Origin of the sequence: Halomonas sp. B23F22_3 (genome assembly GCF_043496965.1) — a bacterium.
Taxonomy (GTDB): Bacteria; Pseudomonadota; Gammaproteobacteria; order Pseudomonadales; family Halomonadaceae; genus Halomonas.
On the sequence record NZ_JBIEKG010000003.1, the window covers coordinates 202,913 to 217,406 of the forward strand.

16 protein-coding genes are annotated in these 14,494 nt (G+C 67.0%); 13 read left to right on the forward strand and 3 right to left on the reverse strand.

The window, feature by feature from the left end; genetic code table 11:
• Positions 1-6 precede the first annotated feature (6 nt).
• The 3 genes from thiD to ACGTNG_RS07385 are packed head-to-tail and all read right to left on the reverse strand — an operon-like array spanning position 7 to position 3,074.
• Complete coding sequence (gene thiD, locus ACGTNG_RS07375; protein ID WP_394576371.1) at positions 7-864, reverse strand: bifunctional hydroxymethylpyrimidine kinase/phosphomethylpyrimidine kinase; 858 nt, start codon at positions 862-864, stop codon at positions 7-9.
• Positions 864-1,295 (reverse strand): protoporphyrinogen oxidase HemJ, encoded by a 432-nt coding sequence (gene hemJ, locus ACGTNG_RS07380; protein ID WP_394576372.1) that lies wholly within the window; start codon positions 1,293-1,295, stop codon positions 864-866. Before hemJ ends, thiD begins: the two co-directional genes overlap by 1 nt.
• A gap of 9 nt (positions 1,296-1,304) precedes the next feature.
• Positions 1,305-3,074, reverse strand: a complete 1,770-nt coding sequence (locus tag ACGTNG_RS07385; RefSeq protein ID WP_394576715.1) for a chloride channel protein — start codon at positions 3,072-3,074, stop codon at positions 1,305-1,307.
• Positions 3,075-3,202: 128 nt separating this feature from the next.
• On the opposite strand from ACGTNG_RS07385, the gene argC reads away from it, so the two are divergent.
• The 13 genes from argC to ACGTNG_RS07450 all read left to right on the forward strand — a co-directional run bounded on the left by argC (position 3,203) and on the right by ACGTNG_RS07450 (position 14,490).
• The gene (argC, locus tag ACGTNG_RS07390; RefSeq protein ID WP_394576373.1) at positions 3,203-4,237 is read left to right on the forward strand and encodes an N-acetyl-gamma-glutamyl-phosphate reductase; all 1,035 of its coding nucleotides are present in this window, start codon (positions 3,203-3,205) and stop codon (positions 4,235-4,237) included.
• Positions 4,238-4,522: 285 nt separating this feature from the next.
• Positions 4,523-4,876, forward strand: a complete 354-nt coding sequence (gene erpA / locus ACGTNG_RS07395; RefSeq protein WP_138178806.1) for an iron-sulfur cluster insertion protein ErpA — start codon at positions 4,523-4,525, stop codon at positions 4,874-4,876.
• A 115-nt stretch (positions 4,877-4,991) separates the two neighbouring features.
• On the forward strand, positions 4,992-5,759 hold the full coding sequence (locus ACGTNG_RS07400; protein WP_394576374.1) for a transporter substrate-binding domain-containing protein: 768 nt from the start codon (positions 4,992-4,994) through the stop codon (positions 5,757-5,759).
• A 110-nt stretch (positions 5,760-5,869) separates the two neighbouring features.
• Positions 5,870-6,541 carry an amino acid ABC transporter permease gene (locus ACGTNG_RS07405; protein ID WP_108446200.1) on the forward strand — a complete coding sequence of 224 codons (672 nt, stop codon included), beginning with the start codon at positions 5,870-5,872 and terminating at the stop codon, positions 6,539-6,541.
• A 12-nt stretch (positions 6,542-6,553) separates the two neighbouring features.
• Positions 6,554-7,327, forward strand: coding sequence for an amino acid ABC transporter ATP-binding protein (locus tag ACGTNG_RS07410; RefSeq protein ID WP_394576375.1), 774 nt, complete (start codon positions 6,554-6,556; stop codon positions 7,325-7,327).
• Between the two features lie 553 nt (positions 7,328-7,880).
• Complete coding sequence (gene mnmG / locus ACGTNG_RS07415) at positions 7,881-9,785, forward strand: tRNA uridine-5-carboxymethylaminomethyl(34) synthesis enzyme MnmG (protein WP_394576376.1); 1,905 nt, start codon at positions 7,881-7,883, stop codon at positions 9,783-9,785.
• Complete coding sequence (gene rsmG, locus ACGTNG_RS07420) at positions 9,782-10,444, forward strand: 16S rRNA (guanine(527)-N(7))-methyltransferase RsmG (protein ID WP_394576377.1); 663 nt, start codon at positions 9,782-9,784, stop codon at positions 10,442-10,444. Before mnmG ends, rsmG begins: the two co-directional genes overlap by 4 nt.
• 31 nt (positions 10,445-10,475) lie before the next feature.
• On the forward strand, positions 10,476-11,246 hold the full coding sequence (locus ACGTNG_RS07425; protein WP_349756635.1) for a ParA family protein: 771 nt from the start codon (positions 10,476-10,478) through the stop codon (positions 11,244-11,246).
• A 41-nt stretch (positions 11,247-11,287) separates the two neighbouring features.
• The gene (locus ACGTNG_RS07430; protein WP_394576378.1) at positions 11,288-12,202 is read left to right on the forward strand and encodes a ParB/RepB/Spo0J family partition protein; all 915 of its coding nucleotides are present in this window, start codon (positions 11,288-11,290) and stop codon (positions 12,200-12,202) included.
• 227 nt (positions 12,203-12,429) lie between these two features.
• The gene (locus ACGTNG_RS07435) at positions 12,430-12,816 is read left to right on the forward strand and encodes an ATP synthase subunit I (protein ID WP_394576379.1); all 387 of its coding nucleotides are present in this window, start codon (positions 12,430-12,432) and stop codon (positions 12,814-12,816) included.
• A gap of 14 nt (positions 12,817-12,830) precedes the next feature.
• On the forward strand, positions 12,831-13,658 hold the full coding sequence (gene atpB / locus ACGTNG_RS07440; protein ID WP_394576380.1) for a F0F1 ATP synthase subunit A: 828 nt from the start codon (positions 12,831-12,833) through the stop codon (positions 13,656-13,658).
• Positions 13,659-13,716: 58 nt separating this feature from the next.
• A complete protein-coding gene (gene atpE, locus ACGTNG_RS07445) occupies positions 13,717-13,944 on the forward strand; it encodes a F0F1 ATP synthase subunit C (protein ID WP_089849248.1) in 228 nt (75 codons plus the stop codon).
• 75 nt (positions 13,945-14,019) lie between these two features.
• Positions 14,020-14,490 (forward strand): F0F1 ATP synthase subunit B, encoded by a 471-nt coding sequence (locus ACGTNG_RS07450; protein ID WP_108446207.1) that lies wholly within the window; start codon positions 14,020-14,022, stop codon positions 14,488-14,490.
• Positions 14,491-14,494 lie beyond the last annotated feature (4 nt).

Genomic DNA, 14,494 nt, shown 5'->3' on the forward strand with positions numbered 1-14,494 from the left:
CCGGCATCAGCACCCGCTTGTCGATCCGGGAGCGAGACCGGCGGGCAGCGCCGGCAGCTCCCAGAGGCGACGGGGAAGGCGCTGATCCCTGCCGGGTTGCCAGCCGTGGGCCAGTGCCTGCCAGGTGAAGGCCTGAGCCTGCTCGCAGGCGACGACCAGCGACTCCCCCGCGGCCAGGCGCGCCGCCAGGGCGCTCGCCAGGGTACAGCCGGAACCGTGGAAGACGCCGGCCAGACGCGGCCAGGTCCACTGGCGGCTGGTGTCCGGGGCGTGCAGCGTATGCTCCACACGATCGGCGGGCACCCGCCCCTCGGGGTCGTCGGTGCCGGTGACCAGCAGCGCCTGGCAGCCCAGCGACATCAGCCCTACCGCCCGCTCGGTATCGTCGCCACCGTCGGGGTCGGCCAGCCGAGCCAGCTCGCGACGATTGGGCGTCAGGATATCCACAAGCGGTAGCAGATGATGGCGGATGGCGTCGATCAGCTCGATTGTGGACAACTCACTGCCGCCGCCGGCGCTGAGCACCGGATCCATCACCACCGGCACGCCCGGACGCCGGCGCACGATGTCCACCACGGCATCCAGCACGGCGACATCGGGGATCACCCCGATCTTGATGGCGGCGATCTCGAACTCGTCGAGGGCCGCCGCCATGGCGCGCAGGTCATCGGCGGCGACGGGACGCACCGCGCTGACGTCGCGGCAGTTCTGCACCGTCAGCGCCGTGGGCAGGGTCAAGGCCCAGCCGCCGCAGGCGGCCACCGCTTCGCTATCGGCGACCAGGCCGGCACCACCGGTGGGGTCGTGGCCGGCCAGCACCAGCACGGTCGGCAGGTGAGGGGTGAGTTCCGCGTCATCGGCCATCAGAAGGGCTTCATCACGGCGAGGAAGATGATCAGCAGCAGGGCGATCACCGGCAGCTCGTTGAACCAGCGGAAGAAGACGTGGCCGCGCGTGCAGCGCGCCGCGGCGAACTGCTTCAGGTAGATCAGGCAGACATGGTGATAGGCCACCAGCGCCACCACCAGCGTGAGCTTGGCGTGGAGCCAGCCCTGGCCGAGCCAGGCGGGATTGAGCGCCAGCATGGCGCCACCGAAGAGCAGCACGGCGATCATCGACGGGGTCATGATGCCGCGATAGAGCTTGCGCTCCATGACGAGGAAGTGGTCGATCGCCTGCTGCTCGCCGCGGTCTCGGGCCTGGGCGTGATAGACGTAGAGGCGCGGCAGATAAAAGAGGGCAGCGAACCAGGTCACCATGGCCACCAGGTGCAAGGCCTTCATCCACAGGTACATGACGACTCCTCAGCCGTTTGATGAATCGGAAAAACGATAGTGTCGCTCGATGGCGTCGCGGGTGATGATACCGGAAATCCGCTTGTTCTTCGGCCGATGGCCGTGCTCCACGTAGAGGGCGTCCACCGCCTTGTCGTTGAGCCGCTCGAAGGCCTCGGTGAGCGTCGCCTGCAGGTGGATCGGCGCCATGTCAAGGCGCTGGCCGGGGATCTCGACTAGATCCAGCAGCGCACTGTCATCGGCGCTCTCCTCGTCGTGCTCCTGCAGCCAGCGCGCCAGGTCGGCCGCCTTGAGCGCCAGCAACGGCTTGTCGGCGGAGGAGCGCTCGATCAGCACCCAGACGGGATTGGCCTCGAGCAGCGCCCGGGCCTGGTCGCGAGTCACCACGCGCGTGCTGCGCACCAGGCTGCGCTCCATGACTGCCGGCACCGACACCCGGGAGAGCGCCTGCATCAACGGCTGCTGCAGCGGGTGCAGGCCATGTCGGGTGACGCTGATGAAGAAGCCGTCGCAGCGACACAGCTGGCGGGAGGTCAGCCCCGCCACCACCACCGCCAGCATGCCCGGCAGGATGATGTTGGGGTTGCTGGTCAGCTCGAGCAGCGCCATCAGCGCGGCCAGCGGCGCCTGCAGCACCGCCCCCATCATGGCGGCCATGCCGAGCATGCCGTAGATCTCGGGACCGGCGGCCAGGCCCGGCATCAGCTGGGCACCGAGCAGGCCCAGCAGGGTGCCGGCCGCCGCACCCACCACCAGCACCGGCCCGATGATGCTGACGGGGATACCGCAGGCCACGGCGCCGGCGGTGAGCAGCAGCTTGCCGATGGCGATGGCCAGCAGCACGTCCAGCGGCAGGCCACCCGAGAGGCTCAGGACCAGGCTGTCGTAGCCCATGCCCTGCACCTGGGGATACCACCAGGCCACGCCGCCGACCGCGATCCCGACCAGCGCGAAACGCAGGCCCCAGGGCAGTCGCTCCAGCCGGCGTCCGGCGCGCGCCACCCTGACGAAGAGCCCGGCCAGCAGCCCGATGACCAGCGCGCAGACCACCAGCCACGGCAGATTGAACAGAGACCCCAACGCCACGTCGGAGGCCTGGAAGGCGCGCTCGGTGCCGAACACCAGCTGGGCCACCACAGCGCTCACGGTCGAGGCCAGGATCACCGGCATGAAGCCGACGATGGTGTACTCCATCATCACCACTTCCATGGCGAAGATGACCCCGGCGATGGGGGTGTGGAAGGAGGCCGAGATGCCCGCCGCGGTACCGCAGGCCACCAGCACCCGCAGGCTGTTGTGGGGCAGCTGGAGCCGCTGGCCGAGGCCGCTGACGGCCGCCGCCCCCAGGTGGATGGCCGGCCCCTCGCGCCCGGCGGAGAGGCCACCGAGCACCGAGATCAGCCCGACCCACCACTGAGTGATCCAGTTGCGCAGCGGGAAGCGCCCCTGATGGTAGGTCAATCGCTCGATCACGTGGGCCACGCCGATCTTGCGGTTGGCGGCCGGCTGACGCCACAGCCACAGGCCGATCAGCGTCACCGCCAGCAGCGGCAGCAGGGCACGCCCCCAGGGCGGGAGCTGCTCGAAGGCCTCGGGATTGCCGTCGGGCATGTAGGCCAGGGCGCCCAGGGCGAGCAGCAGCCGGAACGCCACCATCAGCCCCCCGGTGATCAGCCCCGAGACCACGCCCAGCACGCACAGCTGGGGCAGGGCATCCACATTGGCCAGCTGGCGACGGAAGCCATCCAGGCTGAAGTCGGGTAGCGAGAAGCGCGGCACGGCGACGTTCCTGTTCGGCCTCGGCATCGGGGATCCCCCGTCTGGGTGGACCCTGCCCTCTTGTGTATCATATCCAGACACAGAGGTCTCAGCGCTTCCCTTCCCAGCCCCGTTCCCAGGAGTCCATCGTGATCAAGGTCGGAATCGTCGGCGGCACCGGTTACACCGGCGTCGAACTGCTCAGGCTGCTGGCTCGTCATCCGGACGTGGAGGTGGATGCCATCACCTCGCGCTCCGAAGCGGGCATGGCCGTCAGCGAGCTGTACCCCAACCTGCGCGGCCACTACGACGAGCTGGCCTTCAGCCTGCCCGATGCCGACCGGCTGGGACGCTGCGACGCGGTCTTCTTCGCCACCCCCCACGGCGTGGCCCACGCCCTGGCGGGCGAGCTGCTCGAGCGCGGTACCCGGGTGATCGACCTGTCGGCCGACTTCCGGCTGCGCGACGCCGACGAGTGGGCCCACTGGTACGGCCAGGCCCACGGCGCCCCGGCGCTGCTCGGCGAGGCGATCTACGGCCTGCCGGAGGTGCGTCGCGAGCGCATCCGCGAGGCGCGGCTGATCGCGGTGCCCGGCTGCTATCCCACCGCCGTGCAGCTCGGCCTGCTGCCGCTGCTGGAGGCCGGCCTGATCGATGTCGAGCACGTGATCGCCGACTGCAAGTCCGGCGTGACCGGGGCCGGACGCGGCGCCAAGGTCCCCTCGCTGCTGGCCGAGGCCAGCGAGTCGATGAAGGCCTACGGCGCCTCGGGCCACCGTCACCTGCCCGAGATCCGCCAGGGGCTCGGCGATGCCGCCGGCGGCCCGGTGGGCCTGACCTTCGTGCCGCACCTGACGCCGATGATCCGCGGCATTCATGCCACCCTCTACGGGCGCCTCACCGGCGAGCCGGGCGATCTCCAGGCGCTCTTCGAGCGCCGCTTCGCGGGCGAGCCCTTCGTCGACGTGATGCCCGCCGGCAGCCACCCCGAGACCCGCAGCGTCAAGGGCGCCAACGTCTGTCGGCTGGCGGTGCACCGCCCCGGCGACGGCGATACCGTGGTGGTGCTCTCGGTGATCGACAACCTGGTCAAGGGCGCCTCGGGCCAGGCCGTGCACAACCTCAACCTGATGTTCGGCCTCGACGAGACCGCCGGCCTCGATGCCCCGGCGATGATGCCCTGATGATGGTTCCCTCCCTCCTGCTGCACTCGCCATGAGGCTCCTGAGAGACGCCGGGGTCAGGTCGTAGAGGGGGTCTTTTGCCAGGGATGGCAAAAGTAGCGCCCAGGGAAGGGTTCACAGCGCCCCCTCGATGGTCCGACACTTCGGGACCTGCCGACGGCTTAGCCTCGAACCACAACATTCCCGTCGCTAGCCCAGTCCGCCTCGATAAAGTTGACCCTTTTGCTGGGGAATGGGGATAATCGCCAGCTGTCACGCCATTCATCGATCCAGGGGAGGTCACCCATGAGCGGTGCCGAATCCTTCGTTCCCACCCCCTTGATGCTCTCCGACGGCGCCCGGGCCCGACTCGCGGCGCTGATCGAGGAACAGGGCAACCCCCGGCTCAAGCTTCGCGTCTACGTCACCGGCGGCGGCTGTTCGGGCTTCCAGTACGGCTTCGACTTCGCCGAGGAGACCGCCGAGGACGATACCCTCGTCGAATTCGGCGCGGTGGCCCTGGTGGTCGATCCGCTCTCCTATCAGTACCTGGTCGGCTCCACCGTCGACTACGAGGAGGGCCTCGCCGGCGCGCGCTTCCTGGTCCAGAATCCCAACGCCACCACCACCTGCGGGTGCGGCGCCTCCTTCATGGTCTGAGCGACAACGTTGGCTCAGCGGCCAAAGCCCACCTTGCCCGTCACTTGACGCTTCTCCGGGAACTCGCCATCGTTGATGGCGCGTATGAATAAGAAATCCTTCCACGGGGAATGCCATGAAACAGCAACTGAAGAGAGCCACGCTGGCCGCCAGCATCGCCATCGGACTGGGTGGTGCTGCGCTGGCCAATGCCGATGAGCACGTGCTCGAGGTCGTCACCGACCCGAGCTTCGTGCCCTTCGAGATGATGGATCAGGAGTCCGGCGAGATGGTCGGCTTCGACATGGACATCATCAGCGAACTCGCCGAGCGGGCCGGCTTCGAGTACAACCTGCGCACGATGGACTTCAACGGCATCATTCCCGCCGTGCAGACCGGCAACGTCGACATCGCCATCGCCGGCATCACCATCACCGACGAGCGTGCCGAGATCGTCGACTTCTCCGATCCCTACTACGATAGCGGCCTGCGCATCCTGGTCGGCGCCAACGACGACAGCGTCCAGGAGCTCGAGGACCTGAGCGGGAAGAAGATCGGCACCAAGGTCGGCTCCACCAGCTACGACTTCCTCCAGGAAAACCTCGGCGACGACGCCGACATCACCCCCTACCCGGGCAGCAGCGACATGTACATGGCCCTGCTCGGCGGCAGCGTCGATGCGGTCTTCTACGATGCGCCCAACGTCGGCTACTTCTCCCAGACCAAGGGTGAGGGTCGCGTGAAGGTCGTGGGCGACCTCTACGAGGGCCAGCAGTACGGCATCGTCTTCGTCGAGGGCAGCGAGTGGGTCGAGCCCGTCAACGAGGCCCTGGCCGAGATGAAGGAAGACGGCACCTACGACGAGATCCACGCCAAGTGGTTCGGTAGCGCCAGCGGCGAGTGATGCCCGGCGACTTCCGTCAGCGGGGTCGGGTCATGAGGCCCGACCCCGCTGCGTTGTGCCCCCGGTACCTTCCCCTGTCGTCATCCCCCGCGTCTTGACGGAGAAACCTTGTGGACGTCACCTTCCAATTCGACTGGCAGGCGGCCTTTGCCTCCATTCCCTTCCTGCTCAAGGGTATCCCCTATACCCTGCTGATCTCCTTCGGTGGCCTGGCCATCGGCTTTCTGATCGGCATCCTCTTCGGCCTGCTGCGCATCAGTCGCCTCGCCTGGCTGAAGATCCCGGCCGTGGCCTACATCGAGATCTTCCGCGGCACCCCGGTGCTGGTGCAGGTGCTGTTCATCTTCTATGGCCTGCCGCAGCTGCTGGGCGGGCCGATCAACGCCCTGGTGGCCGGTATCGCCGCCATCGCCGTCAATTCCGGCGCCTATATCTCGGAGATCGTGCGCGGCGGCGTGCAGTCCATCGAGCGCGGCCAGCGCGAGGCGGGCCTGTCGCTCGGCCTGTCGCGCCGCCAGACCTTCCGCTACATCATCTGGCCCCAGGCCTTCCGGCGCATGATCCCGTCACTCGGTAACCAGGGCATCATCAGCATCAAAGACACCTCGCTGTTCTCGGTGATCGGGGTCGGCGAACTGGTCCGTCAGGGTCAGGTCTACATCGCCACCACCTTCAATGCCCTCGAGGTCTACCTGATGGTCGCCCTGCTCTATCTGGCGATCACCCTGACCCTCTCGTTCGTGCTGCGCCAGCTCGAGCGCAGAGGCCTGGTCGGACAATAAGGAACGCGCGACATGACACACGAGAAGTCCACGTCCGGCAGCGATCCCATCGTGCGCATGGACAAGGTCAACAAGCATTTCGGCAGCCTGCACGTGCTGAAGGACATCGACCTGTCGGTCTCCCCCGGCGAGGTCGTGGTGATCATCGGCGCCAGTGGCTCGGGCAAGTCGACGCTGATCCGCTGCATCAACGGCCTCGAGGAGTTCCAGCAGGGCTACCTGGAGGTCGATGGCAGCCAGCTGGTGCCCCACGGCAAGGCCTCGGCGGCGCTGCAGAAGATCCGCACCGAGGTCGGCATGGTCTTCCAGCAGTTCAACCTCTTCCCCCACCTGAGCGTGCTGGACAACGTCACCCTGGCGCCGATGAAGGTGCGTGGGTGGAGCCAGGAGGACGCCACCGAGACCGCCGAGCGCCTGCTCGAGCGGGTCGGCATCAGCGACCAGGCCGCCAAGCATCCCGGGCAGCTCTCCGGTGGCCAGCAGCAGCGCGTGGCCCTGGCCCGTGCGCTGGCCATGGAGCCGCGCCTGATGCTGTTCGACGAGCCCACCTCGGCGCTCGATCCGGAGATGATCGGCGAGGTCCTGGACGCCATGCGGGAACTGGCCAAGGAGGGCATGACGATGCTGATCGTGACCCACGAGATGGGCTTCGCCCGTGAGGTCGCCGATCGGGTGATCTTCATTCACAAGGGCGAGATCACCGAGGAGGGACCGCCCGAGGAGGTCTTCGATTCGCCGCGAAATGAACGCACCCAGAGCTTCCTCTCGCGAGTCCTCAAGCACTGATCTTGCCTGCTGCGCTCCCCGCGGAGCCTTTCATCAGCCCTTCAGAAAAGGCCCTGTCGTTATCGACAGGGCTTTTTTTTGCCTGTGGATAGAAAAATCCCGGAGCCTGCCCGGATCGGCCTGCAGGCCCCGTCATACACGGCAATGGACGTCTGGCCCCCGAATGTTCACAGTCGCGGTAACAAGCCCGGTAGGGAACGGTGGACAAGCGGTGATCGTTTTGCCGTGTGGACAAGGCACCATTCCATCCACAGTCTCCGGACACCTCGTCCGCAGGCAGTCACGCCTTTCTCCCGCGAGGGATCAACAATACAAGCTGTTGATAAAAATAGGATTTATTCGCTTATCCACCGAAAATGTCCACACCAGTAGTTACAACCACAACAGAACTTCTCTTTTATATTCTGTTTTATTGTATATGAAGAGCGATGAGCGCCGCGGGGAAGGAATTCGGGTGTGGAAAACCCTGACGATTACCCACAGGGGGTTTATACTGGCCCGCTGATTTCCACCCCTGACTGCCACATCGGCGCGCTGCGCCAAGAGGTGACCCTTGGAGTACCCCGACCGCTTTGACGTCATCGTCATCGGCGGCGGCCATGCCGGAACCGAAGCCGCCCTGGCCTCGGCCCGCATGGGCTGCCGGACCTTGCTGCTGACCCATAACATCGAGACGCTCGGCCAGATGTCCTGCAATCCCGCCATCGGCGGGATCGGCAAGAGCCATCTGGTCAAGGAGATCGATGCCCTGGGCGGTGCCATGGGCCTGGCAACCGACCTCGGCGGCATCCAGTTTCGCGTGCTCAATGCCCGCAAGGGGCCGGCGGTACGGGCCACGCGTGCTCAGGCCGACCGGGTCCGCTACAAGGCCGCGATCCGCACCATGCTGGAGAACCAGGCCAACCTGACCCTGTTCCAGCAGGCGGCGGGCGACCTGATCGTCGACGGCGACACCGTGCGGGGCGTGGTCACCGAGACCGGTATCCGCTTCCTCGCCGAGACCGTGGTGCTGTGCACGGGCACCTTCCTCGGCGGGGTGATCCACATCGGCCTGGACACCAGCCGCGGCGGTCGCGCCGGGGATCCCGCCTCCAACGGCCTGGCCGAGCGGCTGCGGGCGCTGCCGTTCCGGGTCGATCGCCTGAAGACCGGCACGCCGCCGCGTCTCGATGCCAAGAGCATCGATCTCGCCTCGCTCGAGGAGCAGCCCGGCGACACCCCGACCCCGGTGATGTCCTACCAGGGCAGCCGCGAGATGCATCCCCGCCAGGTGAGCTGCCACATCGCGCACACCAACGAGCGCACCCACGAGATCATCCACGCCAACCTCGATCGCTCGCCGATGTACTCGGGGGTGATCGAGGGCGTCGGGCCGCGCTACTGCCCGTCCATCGAGGACAAGGTTCACCGCTTCGCCGACAAGGCCAGCCACCAGGTGTTCGTCGAGCCCGAGGGCCTCGATACCCACGAGCTCTATCCCAACGGGATCTCCACCTCGCTGCCCTTCGACGTGCAGCTGCAGGTGGTGCGCTCGATCAAGGGCTTCGAGAACGCGCACATCACCCGTCCGGGCTATGCCATCGAGTACGATTTCTTCGATCCGCGGGACCTCAAGCACTCGCTGGAGACCAAGTTCATCCACAACCTGTTCTTCGCCGGCCAGATCAACGGCACCACCGGCTACGAGGAGGCGGGGGCCCAGGGGCTGCTGGCGGGACTCAACGCCGCCCGCCGGGCCCGGGGGCAGGAGGCCTGGTCGCCGCGTCGCGACGAGGCCTACCTCGGCGTGCTGGTCGACGACCTGATCACCCTGGGGACCAAGGAGCCCTACCGGATGTTCACCTCCCGAGCCGAATATCGGTTGCTGCTGCGCGAGGACAACGCCGACATGCGCCTCACCGAGCTCGGCCGCGAGCTCGGCCTGGTCGATGACGCTCGCTGGTCGGCCTTCGCCACCAAGCGCGACGCCGTGGAGCGCGAGAGCGCCCGGCTCAAGGCCAGCTGGGTGCAGCCCGGCAGCCCCGCGGCCGCGCGGGTCGAGGCCAAGACCGGCGCGCCGCTGCCGCGTGAGTACAACCTGATGGACCTGCTCAAGCGTCCCGAGCTCGGCTACGCCGACCTCGCCGACCTGCCCGGCATCGAGGGCGAGCCCGTCGCGGACGAGGCGGTGGCCGACCAGGTACAGATCCAGGCCAAGTACCAGGGCTACATCGATCGTCAGCAGCAGGAGATCGACAAGCTCAAGCGTCACGAGGCAACCCCCTTGCCGACCGACCTGGACTACCAGCGCGTCGAGGGCCTCTCCAACGAGATTCGCCAGAAGCTCGAGGCCGCGCGCCCCGAGACCCTGGCCCAGGCGGGGCGCATCTCCGGTGTGACGCCGGCCGCGGTGTCGATCCTGTTGATCCACCTCAAGAAGCGGCGCCTGCTCGACGACAGCCGGGCGGTCAACGCATGACGGGCGTCGACACGACCGTCGAGGCACGCCTCGACCGGGGCCTGGCCGAGCTGGACCTCCCCGTGGACGCCGAGCAGCGGGCACGCCTGCTGGCGCTGGTGGGGCTGTTGCACAAGTGGAACCGCGCCTATAACCTCACCGCGGTACGCGCGCCGGAGGAGATGGTCAGCCGTCATCTGCTCGACAGCGCCGCGGTGCTGCCCTTCGTCGAGGGGCCGACGCTGCTCGACGTGGGCTCGGGCCCGGGGCTGCCCGGGCTGGTGCTGGCGATCCTCCGGCCGTCGCTTTCGGTCACGCTGCTCGACAGCAACGGCAAGAAGGTGCGCTTCCAGCGCCAGGCCGTGATGGAGCTGGGCCTGACCAACGTCACGCCGGTGCAGGCGCGGGTCGAGGCCTTCACGCCGGTGGACGGCGGCTACGCCCAGGTGATCTCGCGGGCCTTCTCGAGCCTCGGTGACTTCGTCACCCTGACCGCGACCCTGGTGGCCCCCGACGGCGAGTGGCTGGCCATGAAGGGCCCCGCCGTGGATGATGAGCTGGCCGGCCTGCCCGATACGATCGCCGTGGCGGCCCGGCATGACCTCGCGGTCCCCTTCGAGACCGGCAGCCGACCGCTGGTGGTCCTGCGCCACCGGACGTCCGACGGGGCCTGCCCCTGAGGCGTCTGTTTCCCCAGCAAGGGAGTTGCACGTGACCAAGATCATTGCCTTGACCAACCAGAAGGGCGGCGTGGGCAAGACCACGACCGCCGTCAACCTCGCCGCCAGCCTGGCGGCGCTGGATCGCCGCGTGCTGCTGGTCGACCTGGACCCCCAGGGGCACGCCACCATGGGCAGCGGTGCCGACAAGCATGACCTGGACGGCAGCGTGCTCGACGTGGTGCTGGGCGACAAGAAACCCACCGAGGTGATCCTCGACTGCCCCCAGGCCGGTTACGCCCTGCTGCCCGGCAACGGCGACCTGACCGCCGCCGAGGTGGAGCTGCTCGCCGGTGGCGACGGGCGGGAGCGCAAGCTGGTCACGGCCCTCGCCGAGCTTTCCGGCGAGTACGACGTGGTGCTGATCGACTGCCCGCCGTCGCTCAACATGCTCACCGTGAACGCGCTGACCGCGGCCGACGGGGTGCTGATCCCCCTGCAGTGCGAGTTCTATGCCCTGGAAGGGCTCTCGGCGCTGCTCGATACCGTTGAGCAGATCAAGGACAGCGTGAACCCGCAGATCGAGATCTTCGGTATCCTGCGTACCATGTTCGATGCCCGCAACAGCCTGACCCGGGACGTCAGCAAGCAGCTGCGCGACTACTTCGGCGACGCGCTGCTCAAGACCACCATCCCGCGCAACATCCGGGTCGCCGAGGCCCCCAGCCATGGGCTGCCGGTGACCAAGTACGCGCGCTTCTCGCGAGGCAGCCAGGCCCATCGGGTGCTGGCCAAGGAACTGATCCGACGCCTGTCGCTGTAGGCCGGCCGTCGAACACCGCTGGTAGTGATGAGGGAATGTCGATGACGCGTAAACGCGCCCTGGGACGTGGCCTGGATGCCCTGATCGGTGCCAACGCCCGCCGTCGTGAAAGCCTGGACCTGCCCGAGGTCGAGATCGAGGAGGGGCTCGAGCCCGCGGCGCCCCTGCCGCCCGCCGCCGACGAGCGCCTCGAGCGCCTGCCGCTGGGCCAGCTCTCCCGCGGCAAGTACCAGCCGCGCCGGGACATCCAGCCCGAGGCCCTCGAGGAGCTGGCCGACTCGATCCGCGCCCAGGGGGTGATGCAGCCGATCGTGGTGCGCCCCGTCGGCGAGGCGCGCTACGAGATCATCGCCGGTGAGCGCCGCTGGCGGGCCGCCCAGCTCGCCGAGCTCGACGTGATTCCCGCGGTGATCCGCGAGGTAAGCGACGAGGTGGCGCTGGCCCTGGCGCTGATCGAGAACATCCAGCGCGAGGACCTGAACCCCGTCGAGGAGGCGATGGCGCTGAAGCGGCTGCTCGAGGAGTTCTCGCTGACCCAGCAGCAGACCGCCGATGCCGTGGGCCGCTCCCGAGCCCAGGTCGCCAACCTGCTGCGCCTGCTGACGCTGGACCCCGAGGTGCAGACCCTGCTCGAGCGTGGCGACCTGGACATGGGCCATGCCCGGGCGCTACTGGCGCTGTCGGGCGCCAAGCAGCGCAAGGCCGCCCACGAGGTGGTCAACAAGGACCTCACCGTTCGCGACACCGAGGCGCTGGTCAAGCGCCTGGCCAATGGCGAGCCGGCCAAGCCCGCCCCCGAGGCGCCGTCCGCCGACGTGGCCGGCCTCGAGACGCGCCTCGCCGAGGTGCTGGGCGCGCCGGTGAAGATCCAGCACGGACGGGGCGGCAAGGGACGCGTGACGATCCGCTACGCGAGCCTCGATGAGCTCGACGGGATCCTCGAGCACATCCGTTAGCCGGCCGTTGGCGCGGCGACCAGCCATTAGCCGGCTAAACATGCTGGGCGATTTTATCGACTTTTAGTCGTAGAGCAACGAGATATCGCGGCTAATGGCGGCGTCCTCGGTTGAAGCTTAAGAGGGCCTTCCCTATAATCGCGCCGGACCTTTCGTTGACCCGCATGTGGCGAGGCGCAGCGAAGTTGACGGGTCGCCGACCATCGGTAGCGTGAACGGAGACCCCCATGGCAGCCAGGAACAGGCGCCCCAGCCTGCGACCACTGTGGGTCGCACAGCTCGCCGCCATGGCGCTCATGGTCGGGCTCGCTGCCGGGTTCAAAGGCCCCGCCGATGCCGTCTCGGCCCTGGTGGGAAGCGCCGTGGCGCTGCTGCCTAACATCTATTTCGCCTGGCGCGTGTTTCGCCACCGCGGCGGTCGCCAGGCCCGCCGAGCGGTCCACGGCCTCTATCGTGCGGCGGCCGGGAAGTTTGGTTTGACAGTGGCACTCTTCACACTGGTGTTCGTCACAGTGCCCCTCTCAAATCATGCTTTATTCTTTGGCGCTTATGTGGTGACCCTGTTCGCGTACTGGCTGGCCTCCTGGCAGATGACGCGACAGACACCCAACTGAAATCGAGGCAGCTCATGGCAGGCAACAACTCGACTCCCACGGAGTATATTCAGCACCACCTGCAGAATCTGACCTACGGCTACCATCCCGAGAATGGCTGGTCGCTGGCCCACTCGGCCGGCGAAGCTCAGGAAATGGGCTTCTGGGCCATCCACCTGGACTCCATGGGGTGGTCGCTGGCGATGGGCGCGCTGTTCATCTGGCTGTTCCGCATGGTCGGCAAGGCCGCGACCACCGGCGTGCCGGGCAAGCTGCAGTGCGCCATCGAGATGGTCTTCGAGTTCGTCGAGGGCACCGTGCGCGGCGCCTTCCTGCACGGCAGGAACCCGGTGATCGCTCCGCTGGCGCTGACGCTGTTCGTCTGGATCTTCCTGATGAACCTGCTGAAGCTGGTGCCCGTGGACCTGGCCCCTCAGCTGTTCGCGAAGTTCGGCGTCGAGTACATGAAGCTCGTGCCGACCACCGATCCCAATGTCACTCTCGGCATGGCGCTGGGCGTGTTCTGCCTGATCATCTACTACAGCATCAAGGTCAAGGGCGCCGGCGGCTTCGTCAAGGAGCTCTCGTTCACCCCGTTCAACCACTGGCTGCTGATCCCCTTCAACCTGGTCATGGAGCTCATCGGCCTGCTGGTGAAGCCGCTCAGCCTCGGCCTGCGTCTCTTCGGCAACATGTTCGCCGGCGAAGTCATCTTCCTGCTGATCGCGCTGCTGCCGTTCTGGGTCTCCTGGACGCTGAACGTGCCCTGGGCCATCTTCCACATCCTGGTCATCACCCTGCAGGCGTTCATCTTCACCGTCCTGACGGTGGTCTACCTGAGCGCGGCACATGAGCATCACTGAATCACGTAACACCCGCTAAACCCTTGAACCTAAACGTAAACTCGATAGGAGCATCACCATGGAACTCGTCTACATTGCTGCCTCCCTCATGATCGGCCTGGGCGCACTGGGCACCGGCATCGGCTTCGCCCTGCTGGGTGGCAAGCTGCTCGAAACCACCGCTCGCCAGCCGGAGCTGGGTGACCAGCTGCAGACCAAGACCTTCCTGATGGCAGGCCTGCTGGACGCCGTGCCCATGATCGGCGTCGGCATCGCGATGTACCTGATCTTCGTCGTCGCCGGTTAACGTTTGGCATACCGGGCGCACCGCGCTCGGTTTGCTTGTTTCCGGACGCCACGAATCTGTCAGAGGTACGTCCCTGTGAATATCAACATGACGCTAATCGGACAGATGATCGCCTTCGCGATCTTCGTCGGATTTTGCATTAAGTTTGTGTGGCCGCCGATCAGCAACGCGCTCCATGAGCGTCAGAAGAAGATCGCCGACGGCCTGGACGCGGCCAGCCGCGCCTCGCGTGACCTGGAGCTGGCCGAAGAGCAGGCCAGCGAGACGCTGCGCGAGAGCAAGGAGCAGGCCGCCGAGATTCTGGAGCAGGCCCACAAGCGGTCCAGCCAGATGATCGAGGAAGCGCGTGACCAGGCGCGCCAGGAAGGCGAGCGGATGATCGCTCAGGCCAAGTCCGAGATCGACCAGGAAGTGAATCGCGCGAAGGAAGACCTGCGGGTGCAGGTGTCGCGACTCGCCATCGTGGGTGCGGAGCGGATCCTGGAATCCTCCATCGACGAGAAGAAGCACGCGAAGCTCGTCGACGAACTCGCCAACGAGCTTTGAGGAG